Below are 14,597 nucleotides of genomic sequence, written 5' to 3'. Positions count from 1 at the left end.
GGCTGTGGGCGCTGCTGCGCACCCAGTGGTTGCTGGCGCCGCTGATGGCGGCGGCAGTACTGCTGGCCTTTGGGCGTCTGGCACCGGCAGCGCCGTTGGTTAACCTGCTGGCAGTGCCGGTGGTGGGCAGCCTGATGGTACCGCTTGGTCTGGCGGGCTGGCTGTTTAACGAGGTGCCCTTGGTCGGCGGCTTGCCCTGGTGGTTATTCGATCTGCTGGCACAGACAACCGATACTGGCCTGGGGTTAGCAGCTGATTGGTTACCGCTGTGGCATGTGTCTCTGGAGTGGCGGTTGCCGTTGGCAGCGGGGCTCGGCTTGCTCGGCTTGAGCTGGTTGTTGCCGGGGCTGAGTGGCGCTTTGCGCTGGCTGCTCAGCGCGGTGCTGGTGGCGCTACCGCTGACACTGCAACCTGATAGGCCTGATGTGGGCAAGGTTAGGGTTCAGGTGCACGATGTGGGGCAGGGGCAGATGGTCTCGCTGCAGACAGCCAGTTACCGGTTGCTGGTGGATGCTGGGCCACGCTATGCCTCTGGCTTCATGCCGCTCGACAGCGTCTGGTCCGCTCCCCAGGTGTTTGATGAAGTACTGATCAGTCATGACGATCAGGATCACGCCGGTGGCGTCTTGTCACTCAAGCAGAAGCATCAGGTAGGACGCTATCTGGCGCCGGCCGGCAGTGATTTGCCAGTGGTGTTCAGCGGGTGTGAGGCTGGCCAGCACTGGCAGCGAGATGGCGTGGCGTTCAGGATTCTGTGGCCGCCTCAGGGTGTCGCCGGCCTGTCGGGGAACGACAGTTCCTGTGTGTTGCTGGTAAGTGCAGGCTCGCAGCGCCTGCTGATTACCGGTGATGTGGGAAAGGATGTTGAGCGGCAACTGCTGGATGACCTGCGCGGCAATCTGGCAGTGCTGGTGGCCGGGCATCACGGCAGTACTACCAGCTCTTCAGCGCAGTTTATTGCTGCTGCCCGTCCCCGAATCGTCATATTCAGTGCAGGCCGGGATAACCCTTATGGTCATCCGGCAGACCGGGTTGTGCGCCTGTTTCGTCGCCAGCAGAGCTGCCAGCTCAGTACGGCCAATGATGGAGCCATTGGCTTGACTCTTGGCAGCGCTGCGGGAGTGGAACTGTTACATACAGCACGGTCTGCTCGCATGTCCCGCGCTGTTGAACGGGACTGCCTTACGGTAGAATCCGCCACTGGGCATATCGACAGCCTGCGTTGACTCAAGCACCGTGATGCTGTCGGATGCCATGCACATAGAGCCACCAACCAGGCGGGATAATCGTTTGAAAGATCAGTCAGGATGGGCCCTTTACAAGCGGCTGATGGGCTATGTCAGGCCACATTGGGTGGCATTTGCGCTGGCTATCTTCGGCTATGTCATCTATGCCGCAGCCAGTACCGCACTTGCTGAAATGATGAAACAGCTGATCGATGGCATTCAGAAGCCGACAGCTGACTTCCGACTGATGCTACCGCTGTTCGTGATCGGCATGTTTGCCGCTCGCGGCCTTGGCACCTTTCTGGGCACCTTCTACATGAGTCAGGTGGCACGTAACCTGGTGCATGCGCTGCGCTGCGATGTGTTCAATCACATGATGCATCTGCCGGGGAGCTTTTTTGATGCCCATTCCTCGGGCCAGATGGTTTCCCGGGTGACCTATCATGTGGAGCAGGTCACCGGTGCGGCGACCAAGGCGATTACCATTCTACTGCGCGAAGGGCTATTTCTGATTGGCCTGGTGTTGTATCTGCTGTGGACCAACTGGATGCTGACGTTGTTGTTTCTAGCTGTCACACCGCTGATCGGCGGTGTGGTGAGCTATACCAGCAAACGCTTCCGCAAGATTTCAAAGCGCATACAGCATTCCATGGGCGACGTGACCCATCGAGCGTCCGAAGCCCTGTCGGGCTATCGGGTCGTGCGCACCCATGGCGCAGAAGAATACGAGAAAAAACGTTTTGCCGAGGCCAGTGAGGTCAACCGGCAGCAAAGCATCAAGGAAGCGATGATTCGCGCGATTAGCACACCGGTCATCCAGCTGTTGGTGGCGATTTCGTTAGCGTGCCTAGTGTGGCTCGCCATGTCGCCCAAACTACTGGCCGATATGACTCCCGGTGAGTTTGTGGCCTTTATCACCGCCGCTTCGCTGATGGCCAAGCCAGTGCGCCAGCTGACGGATATCAATCCCACGATACAGAAAGGTATCGCCGCTGCTGCCGAGCTGTTCGGGCTGATGGAAGAGCCTGCCGAGATTGATGATGGCAGCTATGAAACGCAGCGGCCCGAGGGGCGACTGACATTCGAACAGGTGCACTTTCGTTACCGTGATGACTTGCCCGAAGTGCTCAGCGGTATCGAGCTGGACATCGCACCGGGAGAAATGATTGCCATTGTCGGGCGCTCCGGCAGCGGAAAATCAACGCTGGTCGGTCTGTTGCCGCGCTTCTATCGCCCCACCAGGGGGCGCGTGCTGCTTGATGGCATCGACATCAATGATTATAGGCTGCAGCCCTTGCGTCGACAGATCGCGCTGGTGTCGCAGCAGGTTACTCTGTTCAACGCCACCATTGCTGAGAATATTGCCTATGGCGAGGATGTGCCTGACCCGGCAGAGGTCAAGGCCGCTGCCCGGGCGGCCCATGCCCATGAGTTCATCCAGCACCTGCATCAGGGCTACGCCACCCTGGTTGGTGAGAATGGCGTCATGCTGTCTGGCGGTCAGCGTCAGCGACTGGCCATTGCCCGGGCGATTTACCGCAACTCGCCGTTGCTGATACTGGATGAGGCCACTTCAGCGCTGGATACTGAGTCCGAACGCTATATTCAAGCAGCGCTGGAGGAGGTCAGCCGCGGGCGAACCACGCTGGTGATTGCCCACCGGCTGTCGACCATCGAACGCGCTGATCGTATTCTGGTAATGGAAAAAGGAGCCATCATCGAGCAGGGCAGCCACAGCGAGCTGTTGGCTAAGGACGGTGCTTACGCCGCGTTGCACCGGCTACAGTTCCAGGATGCCAACGCTCAATGAAGGGGTTGAGTGAACGCTGGCTTGAAGCCGCCTACTGCCGCCGTACGGGCTGGCTCGGGTTGCTGACGCCGCTGGCGTCGTTGTATCGCTATGCCGTCAAGCGGCGGGCCAACGCCTATGCCACGGGCCGGCGCGAGGTCTGGCAGGCTCCGGTGCCGGTCATCGTGGTGGGCAATCTGACCCTGGGCGGTACCGGGAAATCGCCGCTGGTGGCCTGGCTGGCACGCTATCTGGCTGAGAATGGCTGGCGTCCGGGCATTCTGTCGCGAGGTTATGGTGGCAAGGCCAACACTTACCCATTGCTGGTCGAGGCCGACACCTCAGCCGCTGCCTGCGGCGACGAACCGCGGATGCTGGCTGACCAGTGCGGTGTGCCGGTGGTGGTTGACCCGGATCGGCCGCGTGGTGGTCGTTTGCTGGTCGAGCTGGGCTGCGACATTGTGCTCAGTGACGATGGGCTGCAACATCTAGCACTGGCGCGCAGTCTGGAACTTGTGGTGATTGATGGCTACCGAGGGCTGGGCAACGGTCACTGCCTTCCGGCGGGCCCGTTGCGCGAGCCGGCTGAGCGCCTGAGCAGCGTGGATGCGGTTATTGTTAACGGCGAGCTTCGCCACCCGCTGCCGGTGAGCTCCTGGCAAATGACCCTGAAGCCTGCTGCCTGGCGTTCCCTTGGCGGGGCCGCAGAAAAACGCCTGCCGCTACTTCCTTTGCCCTTTACTCCCCCAGTACGCGCCGTAGCCGCCATTGGTCGTCCGGCACGTTTTTTTGAGACGCTGGAGTCGTTGGGAGTTGAGATAGGGCCGGCGTTCGGTTTTGCCGATCATCACCGCTTTAGCGCAAATGAGTTGAGCTACACCGATGGGCTGCCGCTGGTGATGACCGCTAAAGATGCCGTCAAGTGTCAGGCGATGGCCCTGAAAAACACCTGGATACTGGACGTTGAAGCTGTTCCCGAGCCAGCGTTTGTCGCCTGGATCGAGCAGCGACTGGTCGAGTTGCAGTAGGCCTGGTCGGGCGCTTTGCCGAGACAGTACCGAACTCTGTGTAACGCTTTGTGTGGAGACTGAAACGATGGATAAACAACTGCTGGCGATGCTGGTATGCCCACTGTGTAAGGGCAAGCTCAGTTATGAACGCGAAGCGGATGAGCTGCTGTGCCGTTATGATGGACTGGCATACCCGATTCGCGACGGCATTCCGGTGATGCTGCCCGAGCAGGCTCGGCAGATGGCTGTGGATGAGAAGCTTCCGCCGTCAACCGGCCCAATGAGCCAGGACTGACGGAGTAGCTGCATGCACGACTTCATCGTTGTCATTCCATCACGCTATGACTCCAGCCGCCTGCCGGGCAAACCGCTGGCCGATATTGGCGGCCTGCCCATGGTCAGGCGCGTCTGGCAGCAGGCCAAAAATAGCAGCGCATCGCGCCGGATCGTGGCGGTTGATGACCCGCGTATTTGCCAGGCGCTTGAGGGCAGCGGTGCTGAAGTGCTGATGACGCGGGCCGATCACCCCTCCGGCACCGACCGGCTGGCAGAAGTCGCCACACAGCTGGCGCTGCCCGATGATGCCATTGTGGTCAATGTTCAAGGCGATGAGCCGCTGATTCCGGCGGCGCTGATTGATCAAGTTGCCGCGCTGCTGGCGGCTGATCCTGAGGCCTCGATAGCGACTCTGGCGGAGCCAATCACCGATAAGGCCAGCCTATTCAACCCCAATGTGGTGAAGGTTGTTGCTAATGCCCAGGGCCGGGCGCTGTATTTTTCCCGCGCGCCGATTCCCTGGCAGCGTGAAGACTGGGAAGGGCAAGGCACAGAGGCGGGCAGTGGGAGTAAACTTTCGGCGGGTGGCTGGCTCCGGCATGTAGGCATCTATGCCTATCGCGCCGGGTTTCTGCGAGCTTTTCAGCAGTGGGCGCCGGCGCCGCTTGAGCAGGTTGAGCAGCTTGAGCAGCTGAGAGCCCTGTATCATGGGCATGTGATTCAGGTGGGCCTGGCTGTTGAGAGGCATCCCGCGGGGGTGGATACCGCGGAGGATCTCGAGCGTGTCCGGGCCATCGTGGTTAAAACTCATGGAGATGTCCGATGATTCGTGTGTTGTTTGTGTGTCTGGGTAATATTTGCCGTTCCCCCACCGCTGAGGGCGTATTTCGCAAGCAGTTGAGCGAGGCAGGGTTGGACGGGCGGATCGAGATTGACTCCTGTGGCGTGGCTGACTGGCATCGGGGAAAGGCGCCAGACAAGCGCTCCCAGGCGGCTGCCGCAGAGCGGGGCGTGGATATCTCGGGGCTTGAGGCCAGGCAGCTGAAAGCCGAAGACTTTGAGCGTTTTGACTATGTGCTGGCCATGGACCATGACAACCTGGCCGCCATGCATGAGCTGTGTCCCGCGACGAGCAAGGCACAAAAGGGGCTGTTTCTTGCCTATGCCGGCCTGCCTGATTCGCCTGTGCCAGACCCTTACTATGGCGGTGATGAGGGTTTCGAGGAAGTGCTGGACCTGATCGAAGCAGCGTCACGCGGGCTGATTGATGAAATACGAGAGCGCATGGACAGTCATCTGTGAGATTTTTTACAGCCCATGATCTTAGTCGGCTGAATACTCTGGGACTGCCCTGTGTGGCGGAACGCTTTGCCGTAGCGGATAGTAACGATAGCCTGGCGGCGCTGCTGAGTGAAGCACGTGATGAGGCAGTGACGGTGCTTGGTGGCGGCAGTAATCTGATTTTGCCGCCGCGCCTTGGGGGGCTGGTGATTCAGCCTGCCATGGCTGAACGGCATTTCGAACTCCTTGCCAACGACGGCGTGCGAGTACGGGCAGGTGCCGGGGTTAACTGGCATGAGCTGGTCATGGAAACGGCCCGGCAGGGGCTCTGGGGAATCGAGAACCTGGCGCTGATTCCCGGCCACTGCGGGGCGGCACCGATCCAGAATATCGGTGCCTACGGCGTTGAGCTGGCGGCTGTGCTGGAGTGCGTCGAACTGCTGGATATCTGTAGTGGACAACGTTCCTTCCTTGGTGCCGATGACTGCGAGTTCGCTTACCGGGACAGTATCTTCAAGGGTGCGCTCAACGGTAGCGTAGTGATCACAGCGATCACTTTGCGACTCAGTCGCCGTCCTCAGCCGCAGCTTGGCTATGGCGATCTGGCCAGTCGGCTGGGTGACTCACCCACCGCACTGGAAGTGGCCGAGGCGGTCTGTGCGGTGCGCCAGGAAAAACTGCCTGATCCAAAGCAGCTGGCCAATGCGGGCAGCTTCTTCAAAAATCCGTTGGTATCCGCGGATCAGGCTGCGCGTCTTATGGCTGAGTATCCCGATATTCCCCATTACCTGCAGGCAGACGGGCGCAGCAAGCTCGCTGCTGGCTGGATGATAGACCAGTGCGGGCTAAAAGGATGGAAGGAAGGGCACTTTGGCGTGCATGACCGTCAGGCGCTGGTGCTGGTACACCATGGTGGTGGGAGCGCTGAGGAGCTGCTAGCTTTTTCCGATAAAGTGGCTGCTGAGGTCGACAGGCGCTTTGGTGTTTCGCTGGAGCGCGAGCCGCGAATGGCGAGCGCTTAAGCGGAAAAAGCCGGCAGTATTCCCATCGCGCGCTAAAAAGCGCGGCGGAAGCATGAAAAAAGCCCCGAGCTTTAAGCTCGGGGCTTTTTTCATGCGTGACGCCAGGATCACTGACGTCTGGGTTCAGGCCGAGTCAGTCCGGCTTTTTGCTGGCTTCCTGTTCACGCTGCCTCTTCACGCGTGGGTCGTTGTGAGCGCGACGACGCTTGCGCGGTGCGGGCTTGACCTCGGTGTTCGCCTGGCTGTCCGTTGTGTCATCGGTGCTCGACTCAGGTGGCTGGGTCTCTAGAGGCTTGGCTGCCTCGGCTTTGTTTTCATTCGTCTTAGTCTCAGCAACTTCGAGCTCCGTTACCTTGGCTTCAGTGGTTTTAGATTCGACAGGTTTGGTGTCAGTGACTTTGCTGTCGGTTGCCTTGGTTTCAACAGGCTTAGCTTCAATCGCTTTGGTTTCAGTGGCCTTAGCTAGCTCAGCTTGTGCTTCTGCTGGCTTGGTGTCAGCAGTTTTAGCTTCAACAGGCTTCGCTTCAGCAGCCTTGGTCTCAGCCACCTTGGCTTCGACGGGCTTGGCTATTTCTGCTTTTACTTCTGCCGGCTTGGTGTCAGCAGTTTTAGCTTCGACAGGCTTCGCTTCAGCAGACTTGGTCTCAGTCACCTTGGCTTCGACGGGCTTGGCTATTTCTGCTTTTACTTCTGCCGGCTTGGTGTCAGCAGTTTTAGCTTCAACAGGCTTCGCTTCAGTAGACTTGGTCTCAGTCACTTTGGCTTCGACGTGCTTGGCTTCGTCAGCTTTGCTTTCTACCGGTTTGGTCTCAGCAGTTTTGCTGCCCGTTGTCTTGGTTTTCTCAGGCTTAGCTTCAGCTGGCTTGGTTTCAGCGGCGTTGCTGTCAGGCGTCTTGGCATCGGCATCCTGTTCGGCCTGCAGCCGCTGCTGCTCTTCAACTGCCTTGGGATTCAGAGCGGTCTGTCGGCTTCGCTGACGCGGGTTGTTGCGCGTGCGCTTCGGTTTGCCGTTCTCTGTCGCGCCGGTTTGGGCACCTTGTGATGCGCTTTTGGCCGATGACTTTGCGCTGTTGGACTCGGCGTCCTGGGGGACCTTGGCGTCGTTCTGCCTGCGCCGTTTGTCCTGCTCCTGACTGGACTTTTGCGACGACTGCTGGCTTGCCTGATCGTTTTGGCGTGAAGTGTCGTCAGGGCGACGTGTGCGTCCACCACGGCTGCCGCGGCTGCGGCTGTCTTTCTGGTCACCGCGCTGCTCGCTACGCTGATCATTGCGACTGCTGTTATCGCTGTTCTGGTTGCGGCCACGGCTGTCCTGGCGACCATTGCGGCGGCTGCTGTCAGAGCGGTTGCTGCGGCTGTCAGTTGAACCTGCTGAGCCACGGCTGTCACGAGTGTCACTGCGACGCTCATTACTGCGCGGTGTTGATGTCTTCTGAGCAGGCGGCGACACGGTTTTTTGCTGGCTGGTGCTGCCGCTGTCATCACTGCCAAGCAGGCGGGTCAGGCCTTTGACCAGTCGGTTGATCACGCTACCGGCCTGTGGTGACTGGAGCTTTTCTGGCGCCTGGTTGGCTAGCGGAGCGGCAGTTGCTGTTGACGGTGCAGCGGCCGGGATTTCAGGCCCTTTGACTGCCTTGACGGCGGCTTCGTCGCGCTTGACTGGCTTGCCCCAAGCAGAGCTAGATTCTTGGCCAACCTCAGTTTCAACAGACAGCTCAAAGCTGTCTGTATCGAGACCGCCTTCCTGCTCGGTATGGTCGTCGCGTAAACGTTGCACATCATAGTGCGGCGTATCCATCTCGGGATTTGGCAGCAGGACCACAGTGACACCCTGGCGTTGCTCGATCTCTGCAAGAGCGCTGCGTTTTTCGTTGAGCAGGTAAGTGGCCACCGGCACAGGGAGGATGGCGCGGATCTGTGCACTGCGGTCTTTCATTGCTTCTTCTTCGATCAGGCGAAGGATGGACAATGACAGCGAGCGCACGTCGCGGATGGTGCCTTGGCCGTTACAGCGGGGGCAGACTGCGCCACTGGTTTCACCCAGCGAAGGGCGTAGGCGTTGACGGGACATTTCCATCAGGCCGAAACGCGAGATGCGTCCGATCTGTACGCGGGCACGGTCGATCTTCAGCGCGTCGCGCATGCGGTTCTCGACCTCGCGCTGGTTTCGAGCCGGGCTCATGTCGATAAAGTCGATGACCACCAGGCCACCGATGTCGCGCAGGCGAAGCTGGCGGGCTACTTCGTCGGCGGCCTCCAGGTTGGTCTGCAGTGCAGTTTCTTCGATATCGCTGCCGCGGGTTGCCCGGGCCGAGTTGATGTCGATGGACACCAGCGCCTCGGTGTGGTCAATGACAATAGCCCCACCGGAAGGCAGCTTCACTTCCCGCTCGTAGGCGGTCTCGATTTGAGATTCGATCTGGAAGCGCGAGAATAGCGGAACTTCATCGTCATAGCGACGGATCTTCTGCTGGAACGACGGCATCATCTCGCGGATGAAGGTTTGGGCTTCGTCGAGGACGCTTTCGCTGTCGATCAGTACTTCGCCGATGTCATCACGCAGGTAGTCGCGCATGGCGCGGATGATGACGTTGGACTCGCGCCAGATCAGGAAAGGCGCCGGTTTTTTGCCAGCGGCGCTGGTGATGGAGTCCCAGATGCGCACCAGGTAGTCGAGGTCGCGCTGCAGGTCGTCCGAACTGCGGCCGATACCGGCGGTGCGCACAATCATGCCCATGTTGTCGGGCATGTTGAGCTGGCCCATGGCTTCTTTGAGCTGGCTGCGTTCTTCACCTTCGATGCGCCGTGAAATACCGCCGGCGCGAGGGTTGTTAGGCATTAGTACTAAGAAGCGGCCCGCTAGGCTGATAAAGGTGGTCAGTGCAGCGCCCTTGTTGCCGCGCTCCTCCTTGTCGACCTGGACAATGACTTCCTGGCCTTCCTTGAGCACTTCCCGGATGTTGGGGCGCCCAGAGACCTCCTTCGTGAAGTATTCCCGGGAGATTTCCTTAAGAGGCAGAAAACCGTGACGCTCGGCGCCGAAATCGACGAAGGCGGCTTCCAGGGAGGGCTCAACACGGGTGATCTTACCGCGGTAGATATTGGCTTTTTTCTGCTCCCGGGCACCGGATTCGATGTCCAGGTCGTACAGTCGTTGTCCATCGACAAGGGCGACGCGCAGCTCTTCTGGCTGTGTCGCGTTGATGAGCATCCGTTTCATGTTGTCTCACACTGCAAAGACGCGCCAGTGGCGTCAGCGCAGCCGTGAATGACTCGAACAAGAGCAGTTCAAGGCTCAGTCAGGGCAGTGTCCAGTGGCGACATTTACCCATGGGAGAATCTCTGGTTGTCTGCTTCTCGTACGATCACCCGGGCTTGCGCGGCACGGTGAAGGCGAAACGTTGGGTGCTATGTGCTTGTAGCTCAGCGCATGTCGTGATTGCGATACAGCGCTCCGCTGTGGCTGGCTCAATAGGAGAGCCTGAACACAGCGGAACCATGTTGAGTACGGGGCGGAGGCAGAACATGTCTCGGAGGGAGCTTCGCCCATCCGGCCCTGCGGTCACCGCCAACACCTGGCAGTCATCGATTCGCCTACGCCGGCCACCGGCACGATGTTATACGTGTCCCGTCTGGCACTGCGCTGATTTGTCGCAGTGGGGCGGGCGTTGGCGTTACTGCTTGTACATTCTTTTTTGCTCGTTGTTGCGAGCGGGTCTTGCAAAAGCGGCGGCGATACAGGAGTACGGTGTCATCGCGGCCTGATACTGGCGCCCCGGCCTGCGTGTCTGATCGGGCAGGCGCCTGTCGGATACAGTTCTATCCTGCGGAGCGTGCGGGGAATATAGCAGTAAAGCTAGGGGGCAGCAATTTGGTGTGTCAAATGCCTGCGTTGACGGGCGAAGATTGGCTCTCGCTGAGATAGAATGGCCTTCTTTTTGCGGGTTTACAGTGGAGTGTCGGCATGGCCGAAGGCCGCGAGGTGCAGTGGGTAGAGGTAACAGAAGGCCAGGTAGGGCAGCGAGTCGATAATTTCCTGATGAGTCGCCTCAAGGGCGCGCCAAGAGCGCTGGTGTATCGCATCGTCCGCAAAGGCGAGGTGCGGGTCAATAAAAAGCGGGTGAAAGCCGATACGCGCCTAGCACTGGGGGACATGGTGCGCATTCCGCCCCTGCGTCTGGCTCCCAAGGAGGCTGTCAAGGAGGTCAGCGACAGTCTGCACAATCTGCTGGCTGGCAGTGTGCTGCTTGAAGGGCCTGACTGGATGGTGCTCAACAAGCCCTCTGGCCTGGCGGTTCATGGTGGCAGCGGTGTCAAGATCGGCCTGATCGAAGCATTGCGTCAGGTGCGGGAGGATCTCGATTTCCTTGAGCTGGTTCACCGGCTGGACCGTGAGACCTCGGGGTGTCTGTTGCTGGCCAAGTCGCGCCCCGCGCTGCTCAGTCTGAATGAGTCGCTGAAAGCACACAGAATGAACAAGGAGTATCTGGCGCTGGTGGCGGGGCGTTGGCCGGCGCGGCGGGACTTCGTCAGTGCGAGGCTGGATCGCTATGACGCCGGTAACGGCGAGCGTCGGGTGCGGGTGGATGCCGCCGGTAAGATGTCGCGGACGCGCTTTGCGGTGCGTGAGACGTTCAATGGCACAACTCTGGTCGAGGCAGAGCCGGTGACCGGTCGCACGCACCAGATTCGTGTGCACGCTGCTCATGCAGGTCATGCGCTGCTGGGCGATGACAAGTACGGCTGCCGGGAGGGGCAGCGGCTGGCGGCACAGATCGGGCTGCAACGCCTTTTTCTGCATGCCTCGGCGTTGACGTTTCCTGAGCCGAGCAGCGGTCGTCCGGTGCAGATCCGTGCGCCGCTGGGAGAGTCGCTAGAGGCGGTGCTTGCCAGAGCCCGTGAACAGTAAGCCTGGCTCAGGCGGCTCGGATTCTGCCAGCTATCTGCTGGGCAGCAGGAAATAATTGAAAAGGGTAAGCGAAATGCGTTATCGGCTGTTGATATTTGACTGGGACGGCACCTTGATGGATTCGTTGGGGCGTATCGTGAGCTGCATGCAGCAAGCCGGGCGTGATGTTGGCCTTGGCACGCTGGCTGAAGACAGCGTGCGTGACATCATCGGGCTGGGATTGCCCGAGGCGATTGCAAAATTGTGCCCGGAGATTGATGCGTCGCAGGCCGAGGCGCTACGCCAGCGCTATGCGTATCACTTCATGCATGGCGATATGCCGCCGGCGCTCTTTTACCCCGGAGTGGAGTCGTTGATGCCAGAGCTGGTGTCCAGTGCCCAGGCCAAGCTGGCTGTGGCTACTGGTAAGTCGCGCCGGGGGCTGGATATTATGTTCGATCAAACAGGCAGTCGTGGATGGTTTCGTGCCAGCCGTACTGCGGATGAAACACGCTCCAAGCCCCATCCACAGATGCTGGAAGAATTGCTTGCCGAGCTTGTGGTGCCAGTGTCAGATGCCGTGATGATCGGTGATACTGAGTACGACCTGGAGATGGCCCGGGCGCTGGGCATGGATCGCGTAGCGGTAAGCTATGGCGTGCATGATATTCCGCGCCTGTCAGCCAGCGAGCCCCGTTTTATCGCCGATGATTTTCATGAGCTTGTTGGCTGGCTGAAAGGCTGAGCAAGCAAAGCATCACGCTATTCCACCGCAAACCAGGAAACAGGCCATGGACGAGTCAGCAGCAACCTCTCACCACGCTGCCGGGCATGAGGCAGCCGCCCAAGCTGAGCTGCTACGTGAACAGCAGCGCCTTGCCCAGCAGGATATGCTTGATCGCTGGCTGCGCGACGTGTTGGTTGAGCAGCGCCGTTCGCGACGCTGGAAAATTTTCTTCCGTTTGCTGTTGGCGGTGCTGTTCGTTCTGCCGTTGGTGCTGGCGGCTTTTGGCATTTTCAAGGCGACCCAGACCGGCGTGTCCGGTATGACGGGGCCTCATCTAGGCGTGGTTCAGGTCAGGGGCGTGATTGATAGCGAGTCAGAGGCCAGCGCCCGCCGCCTGATTGAAGGTTTGCGCAACGCCTGGGGCTCAGCGCTGACTGAAGCGGTGATCGTGAATATCAACAGTCCCGGTGGCAGTCCGGTTCAGTCCCAGCGTGTCTATGACGAAATCATGCGGCTGCGCGAGAAAGGCGGTAAGCAGATCATCGCTGTGATCGAAGATGTCGGGGCCAGCGGTGCCTACTATATTGCCTCGGCTGCCGATGAGATCGTGGCGGCGCCTTCAAGTCTGGTGGGTTCGATTGGCGTGATCAGTGCCGGTTTCGGTCTTGAGGATGCCATTCACAAGCTAGGCATTGAACGCCGCGTGTTCAGCGCCGGAGACAACAAGAATTTCCTCGATCCGTTCAGTGGCATTACACCTCAGCAGCGGGTTTTTTGGGAAGGTGTGCTGGAGCAGACTCACGAGCAGTTCATCAGCGATGTGGAGGCGGGGCGCGGCGACCGGTTGGTGGATGATCCGGCGTTGTTCAGCGGCCTGGTGTGGGCGGGCAGCCAGGCGCTGGACTTAGGTCTGGTTGACCGCATAGATACTCTGGACGGGGTGGTGCTGTCATTTGGCGAGGAGGCACGGCTGCATGACTATACGCCGACGCTGGATCCGTTTGAGCGCTTTGCCAAACGTTTTGCCGTCAGCGTGGCGGAAACTCTGGGCCTGCCCCAGGCCCGTTCGGCCTCGCCGCTGCGCTATGAGCTGCCTTGAGAAAGCGCTATTTTGCTAAACGGGTAGTTCGGCCAAGAAGCGGATCGAGCCCGGCCTCGCGCAGCCACTGGCACAGTCGTATCAGTGGTAATCCGATCAGCGTATTCGGGTCGTCACCCTGTAGACGCTCGAACAGTGTGATGCCGAGGCCTTCCATGCGAAAGCTGCCGGCGCAATCTAGTGGTTGTTCGCGGTCAATATAGTTGGCTATCTCTCTTGGGGTAAGTTGCCGAAACGTCACGTCATAACGTTCATGGCAGACACGACGGGACCCACGGCGCGTGTCAATCAACGCTAGGCCAGTCAGAAAGCTGACGTGCTGGCCTGAGAAGCGGGTCAGCTGCGCTCGGGCGGCGGATGCATCTGTGGGCTTGCCAAGAATTTCCTGGCCAAAGACGGCCACCTGGTCGGAGCCGATAATCAGGTGCGCTGGCCAGCTGCTGGACAGTGCTTCAGCCTTGCTTAGCGCTAGCCGCTCTACCAGGGTTGGGGGTGTTTCGTCGGCGCGCGGTTGCTCGTCAATATCAGGGCTTGCCCATTGATAGGGTAGCTGAAGCTGGTCAAGCAGCTGGCGTCGCCAGCGTGACCCCGAAGCAAGTACTAATCGAGTCATGGTGGCTCTCTGTCAGTTTTGAGCCAGTTTACAGTAAAGCGGTTAGTGGAGAGAAACTGCAGATATGTGCGCTGGCTTTGACAGGAACAGGGTGAGTGCCTATCATTGCGCGCTTATGTTGACCTCACGACTTCCCGCCAGGGTTGAGCCGTATCGGCTCGCCGCCCGTGGCGAATGTATCGAGGGCCTGGTTGCCCTTGCTGGACTCGAGCGTCTCACTGAAGAAGTGGGCGCTCAGCACGGTGATGCACAGGTTCGCCTGACCTTTGGTTATGATACCCAGGGCAGGCGTGTCATCGAGGGAAGTCTCGCTGTGACGCTGAAGCTGCCGTGCCGACGTTGCCTGCAGCCAGTTGAGCGGAGTGTCAACAGTGAGTTTCTGTTGGGCATGGTGTCAAGTGACAGCCTGGCCGCAGAGCTTCCCAGCACGCATGAACCGGTGCTGGTGGAAGACGAACAGCTGAACCTGCTGGCGCTGGTGGAGGATGAGCTCATCCTCAGCTTGCCCCAGGTGGTATATCACGCTGAAGCTGACTGCCCGGTCTCGCATGACCAGCTCAGCAGCGGGGCGGATACCGACGTTGCGGATTCGCCCCGTGAAAATCCTTTTGATGTGCTCAGGCACTTCAAAGAAAAATCCTGATTCATTATTGATTGATTGCACTC

The 14,597-nt window shown here is 59.6% G+C and carries 13 protein-coding genes; 11 read left to right on the top strand and 2 right to left on the bottom strand.

Features of this window, described 5'->3' with window-relative positions:
- From ACTH3D_RS04980 to murB, 7 genes are all read left to right on the top strand, one after another.
- On the top strand, positions 1–1,226 hold a 1,226-nt coding region (locus ACTH3D_RS04980), incomplete at its 5' end, for a ComEC/Rec2 family competence protein (protein WP_441665872.1).
- A 28-nt stretch (positions 1,227–1,254) separates the two neighbouring features.
- Entirely contained in the window at positions 1,255–3,036 is a 1,782-nt protein-coding gene (msbA, locus tag ACTH3D_RS04975) for a lipid A export permease/ATP-binding protein MsbA (RefSeq protein WP_441665876.1), read from the top strand.
- A complete protein-coding gene (gene lpxK / locus ACTH3D_RS04970; RefSeq protein WP_441665870.1) occupies positions 3,033–4,043 on the top strand; it encodes a tetraacyldisaccharide 4'-kinase in 1,011 nt (336 codons plus the stop codon). Before msbA ends, lpxK begins: the two co-directional genes overlap by 4 nt.
- A 67-nt stretch (positions 4,044–4,110) precedes the next feature.
- Positions 4,111–4,320 (top strand): Trm112 family protein, encoded by a 210-nt coding sequence (locus ACTH3D_RS04965; protein WP_441665868.1) that lies wholly within the window; start codon positions 4,111–4,113, stop codon positions 4,318–4,320.
- Positions 4,321–4,332: 12 nt separating this feature from the next.
- Entirely contained in the window at positions 4,333–5,127 is a 795-nt protein-coding gene (kdsB, locus tag ACTH3D_RS04960) for a 3-deoxy-manno-octulosonate cytidylyltransferase (protein WP_441665866.1), read from the top strand.
- On the top strand, positions 5,124–5,603 hold the full coding sequence (locus ACTH3D_RS04955; RefSeq protein WP_441665864.1) for a low molecular weight protein-tyrosine-phosphatase: 480 nt from the start codon (positions 5,124–5,126) through the stop codon (positions 5,601–5,603). The genes kdsB and ACTH3D_RS04955 overlap by 4 nt, the downstream gene beginning before the upstream one ends.
- Entirely contained in the window at positions 5,600–6,604 is a 1,005-nt protein-coding gene (gene murB / locus ACTH3D_RS04950; protein ID WP_441665862.1) for a UDP-N-acetylmuramate dehydrogenase, read from the top strand. The genes ACTH3D_RS04955 and murB overlap by 4 nt, the downstream gene beginning before the upstream one ends.
- 133 nt (positions 6,605–6,737) lie before the next feature.
- Here murB and rne read toward each other — a convergent pair whose 3' ends face one another.
- Positions 6,738–9,824 carry a ribonuclease E gene (gene rne, locus ACTH3D_RS04945; protein ID WP_441665860.1) on the bottom strand — a complete coding sequence of 1,029 codons (3,087 nt, stop codon included), beginning with the start codon at positions 9,822–9,824 and terminating at the stop codon, positions 6,738–6,740.
- A 744-nt stretch (positions 9,825–10,568) separates the two neighbouring features.
- Here rne and ACTH3D_RS04940 point away from each other — a divergent pair.
- The 3 genes from ACTH3D_RS04940 (at position 10,569) to ACTH3D_RS04930 (ending at position 13,318) form a co-directional block, all read left to right on the top strand.
- The gene (locus ACTH3D_RS04940) at positions 10,569–11,513 is read left to right on the top strand and encodes an RluA family pseudouridine synthase (RefSeq protein WP_441665858.1); all 945 of its coding nucleotides are present in this window, start codon (positions 10,569–10,571) and stop codon (positions 11,511–11,513) included.
- 73 nt (positions 11,514–11,586) lie between these two features.
- A complete protein-coding gene (locus ACTH3D_RS04935) occupies positions 11,587–12,237 on the top strand; it encodes an HAD family hydrolase (protein WP_441665856.1) in 651 nt (216 codons plus the stop codon).
- Positions 12,238–12,283: 46 nt separating this feature from the next.
- On the top strand, positions 12,284–13,318 hold the full coding sequence (locus ACTH3D_RS04930) for a S49 family peptidase (RefSeq protein WP_441665854.1): 1,035 nt from the start codon (positions 12,284–12,286) through the stop codon (positions 13,316–13,318).
- 7 nt (positions 13,319–13,325) lie between these two features.
- On the opposite strand, the gene ACTH3D_RS04925 is transcribed toward ACTH3D_RS04930, so the two are convergent.
- Entirely contained in the window at positions 13,326–13,931 is a 606-nt protein-coding gene (locus tag ACTH3D_RS04925) for a Maf family protein (protein WP_441665852.1), read from the bottom strand.
- 115 nt (positions 13,932–14,046) lie between these two features.
- On the opposite strand from ACTH3D_RS04925, the gene ACTH3D_RS04920 reads away from it, so the two are divergent.
- A complete protein-coding gene (locus ACTH3D_RS04920) occupies positions 14,047–14,574 on the top strand; it encodes a YceD family protein (RefSeq protein WP_441665874.1) in 528 nt (175 codons plus the stop codon).
- Positions 14,575–14,597: the final 23 nt, after the last annotated feature.

Origin of the sequence: Halomonas sp., assembly GCF_052095765.1 — a bacterium.
Lineage (GTDB): Bacteria > Pseudomonadota > Gammaproteobacteria > Pseudomonadales > Halomonadaceae > Halomonas.
This window is presented reverse-complemented; position numbering and strand designations above follow the sequence as displayed.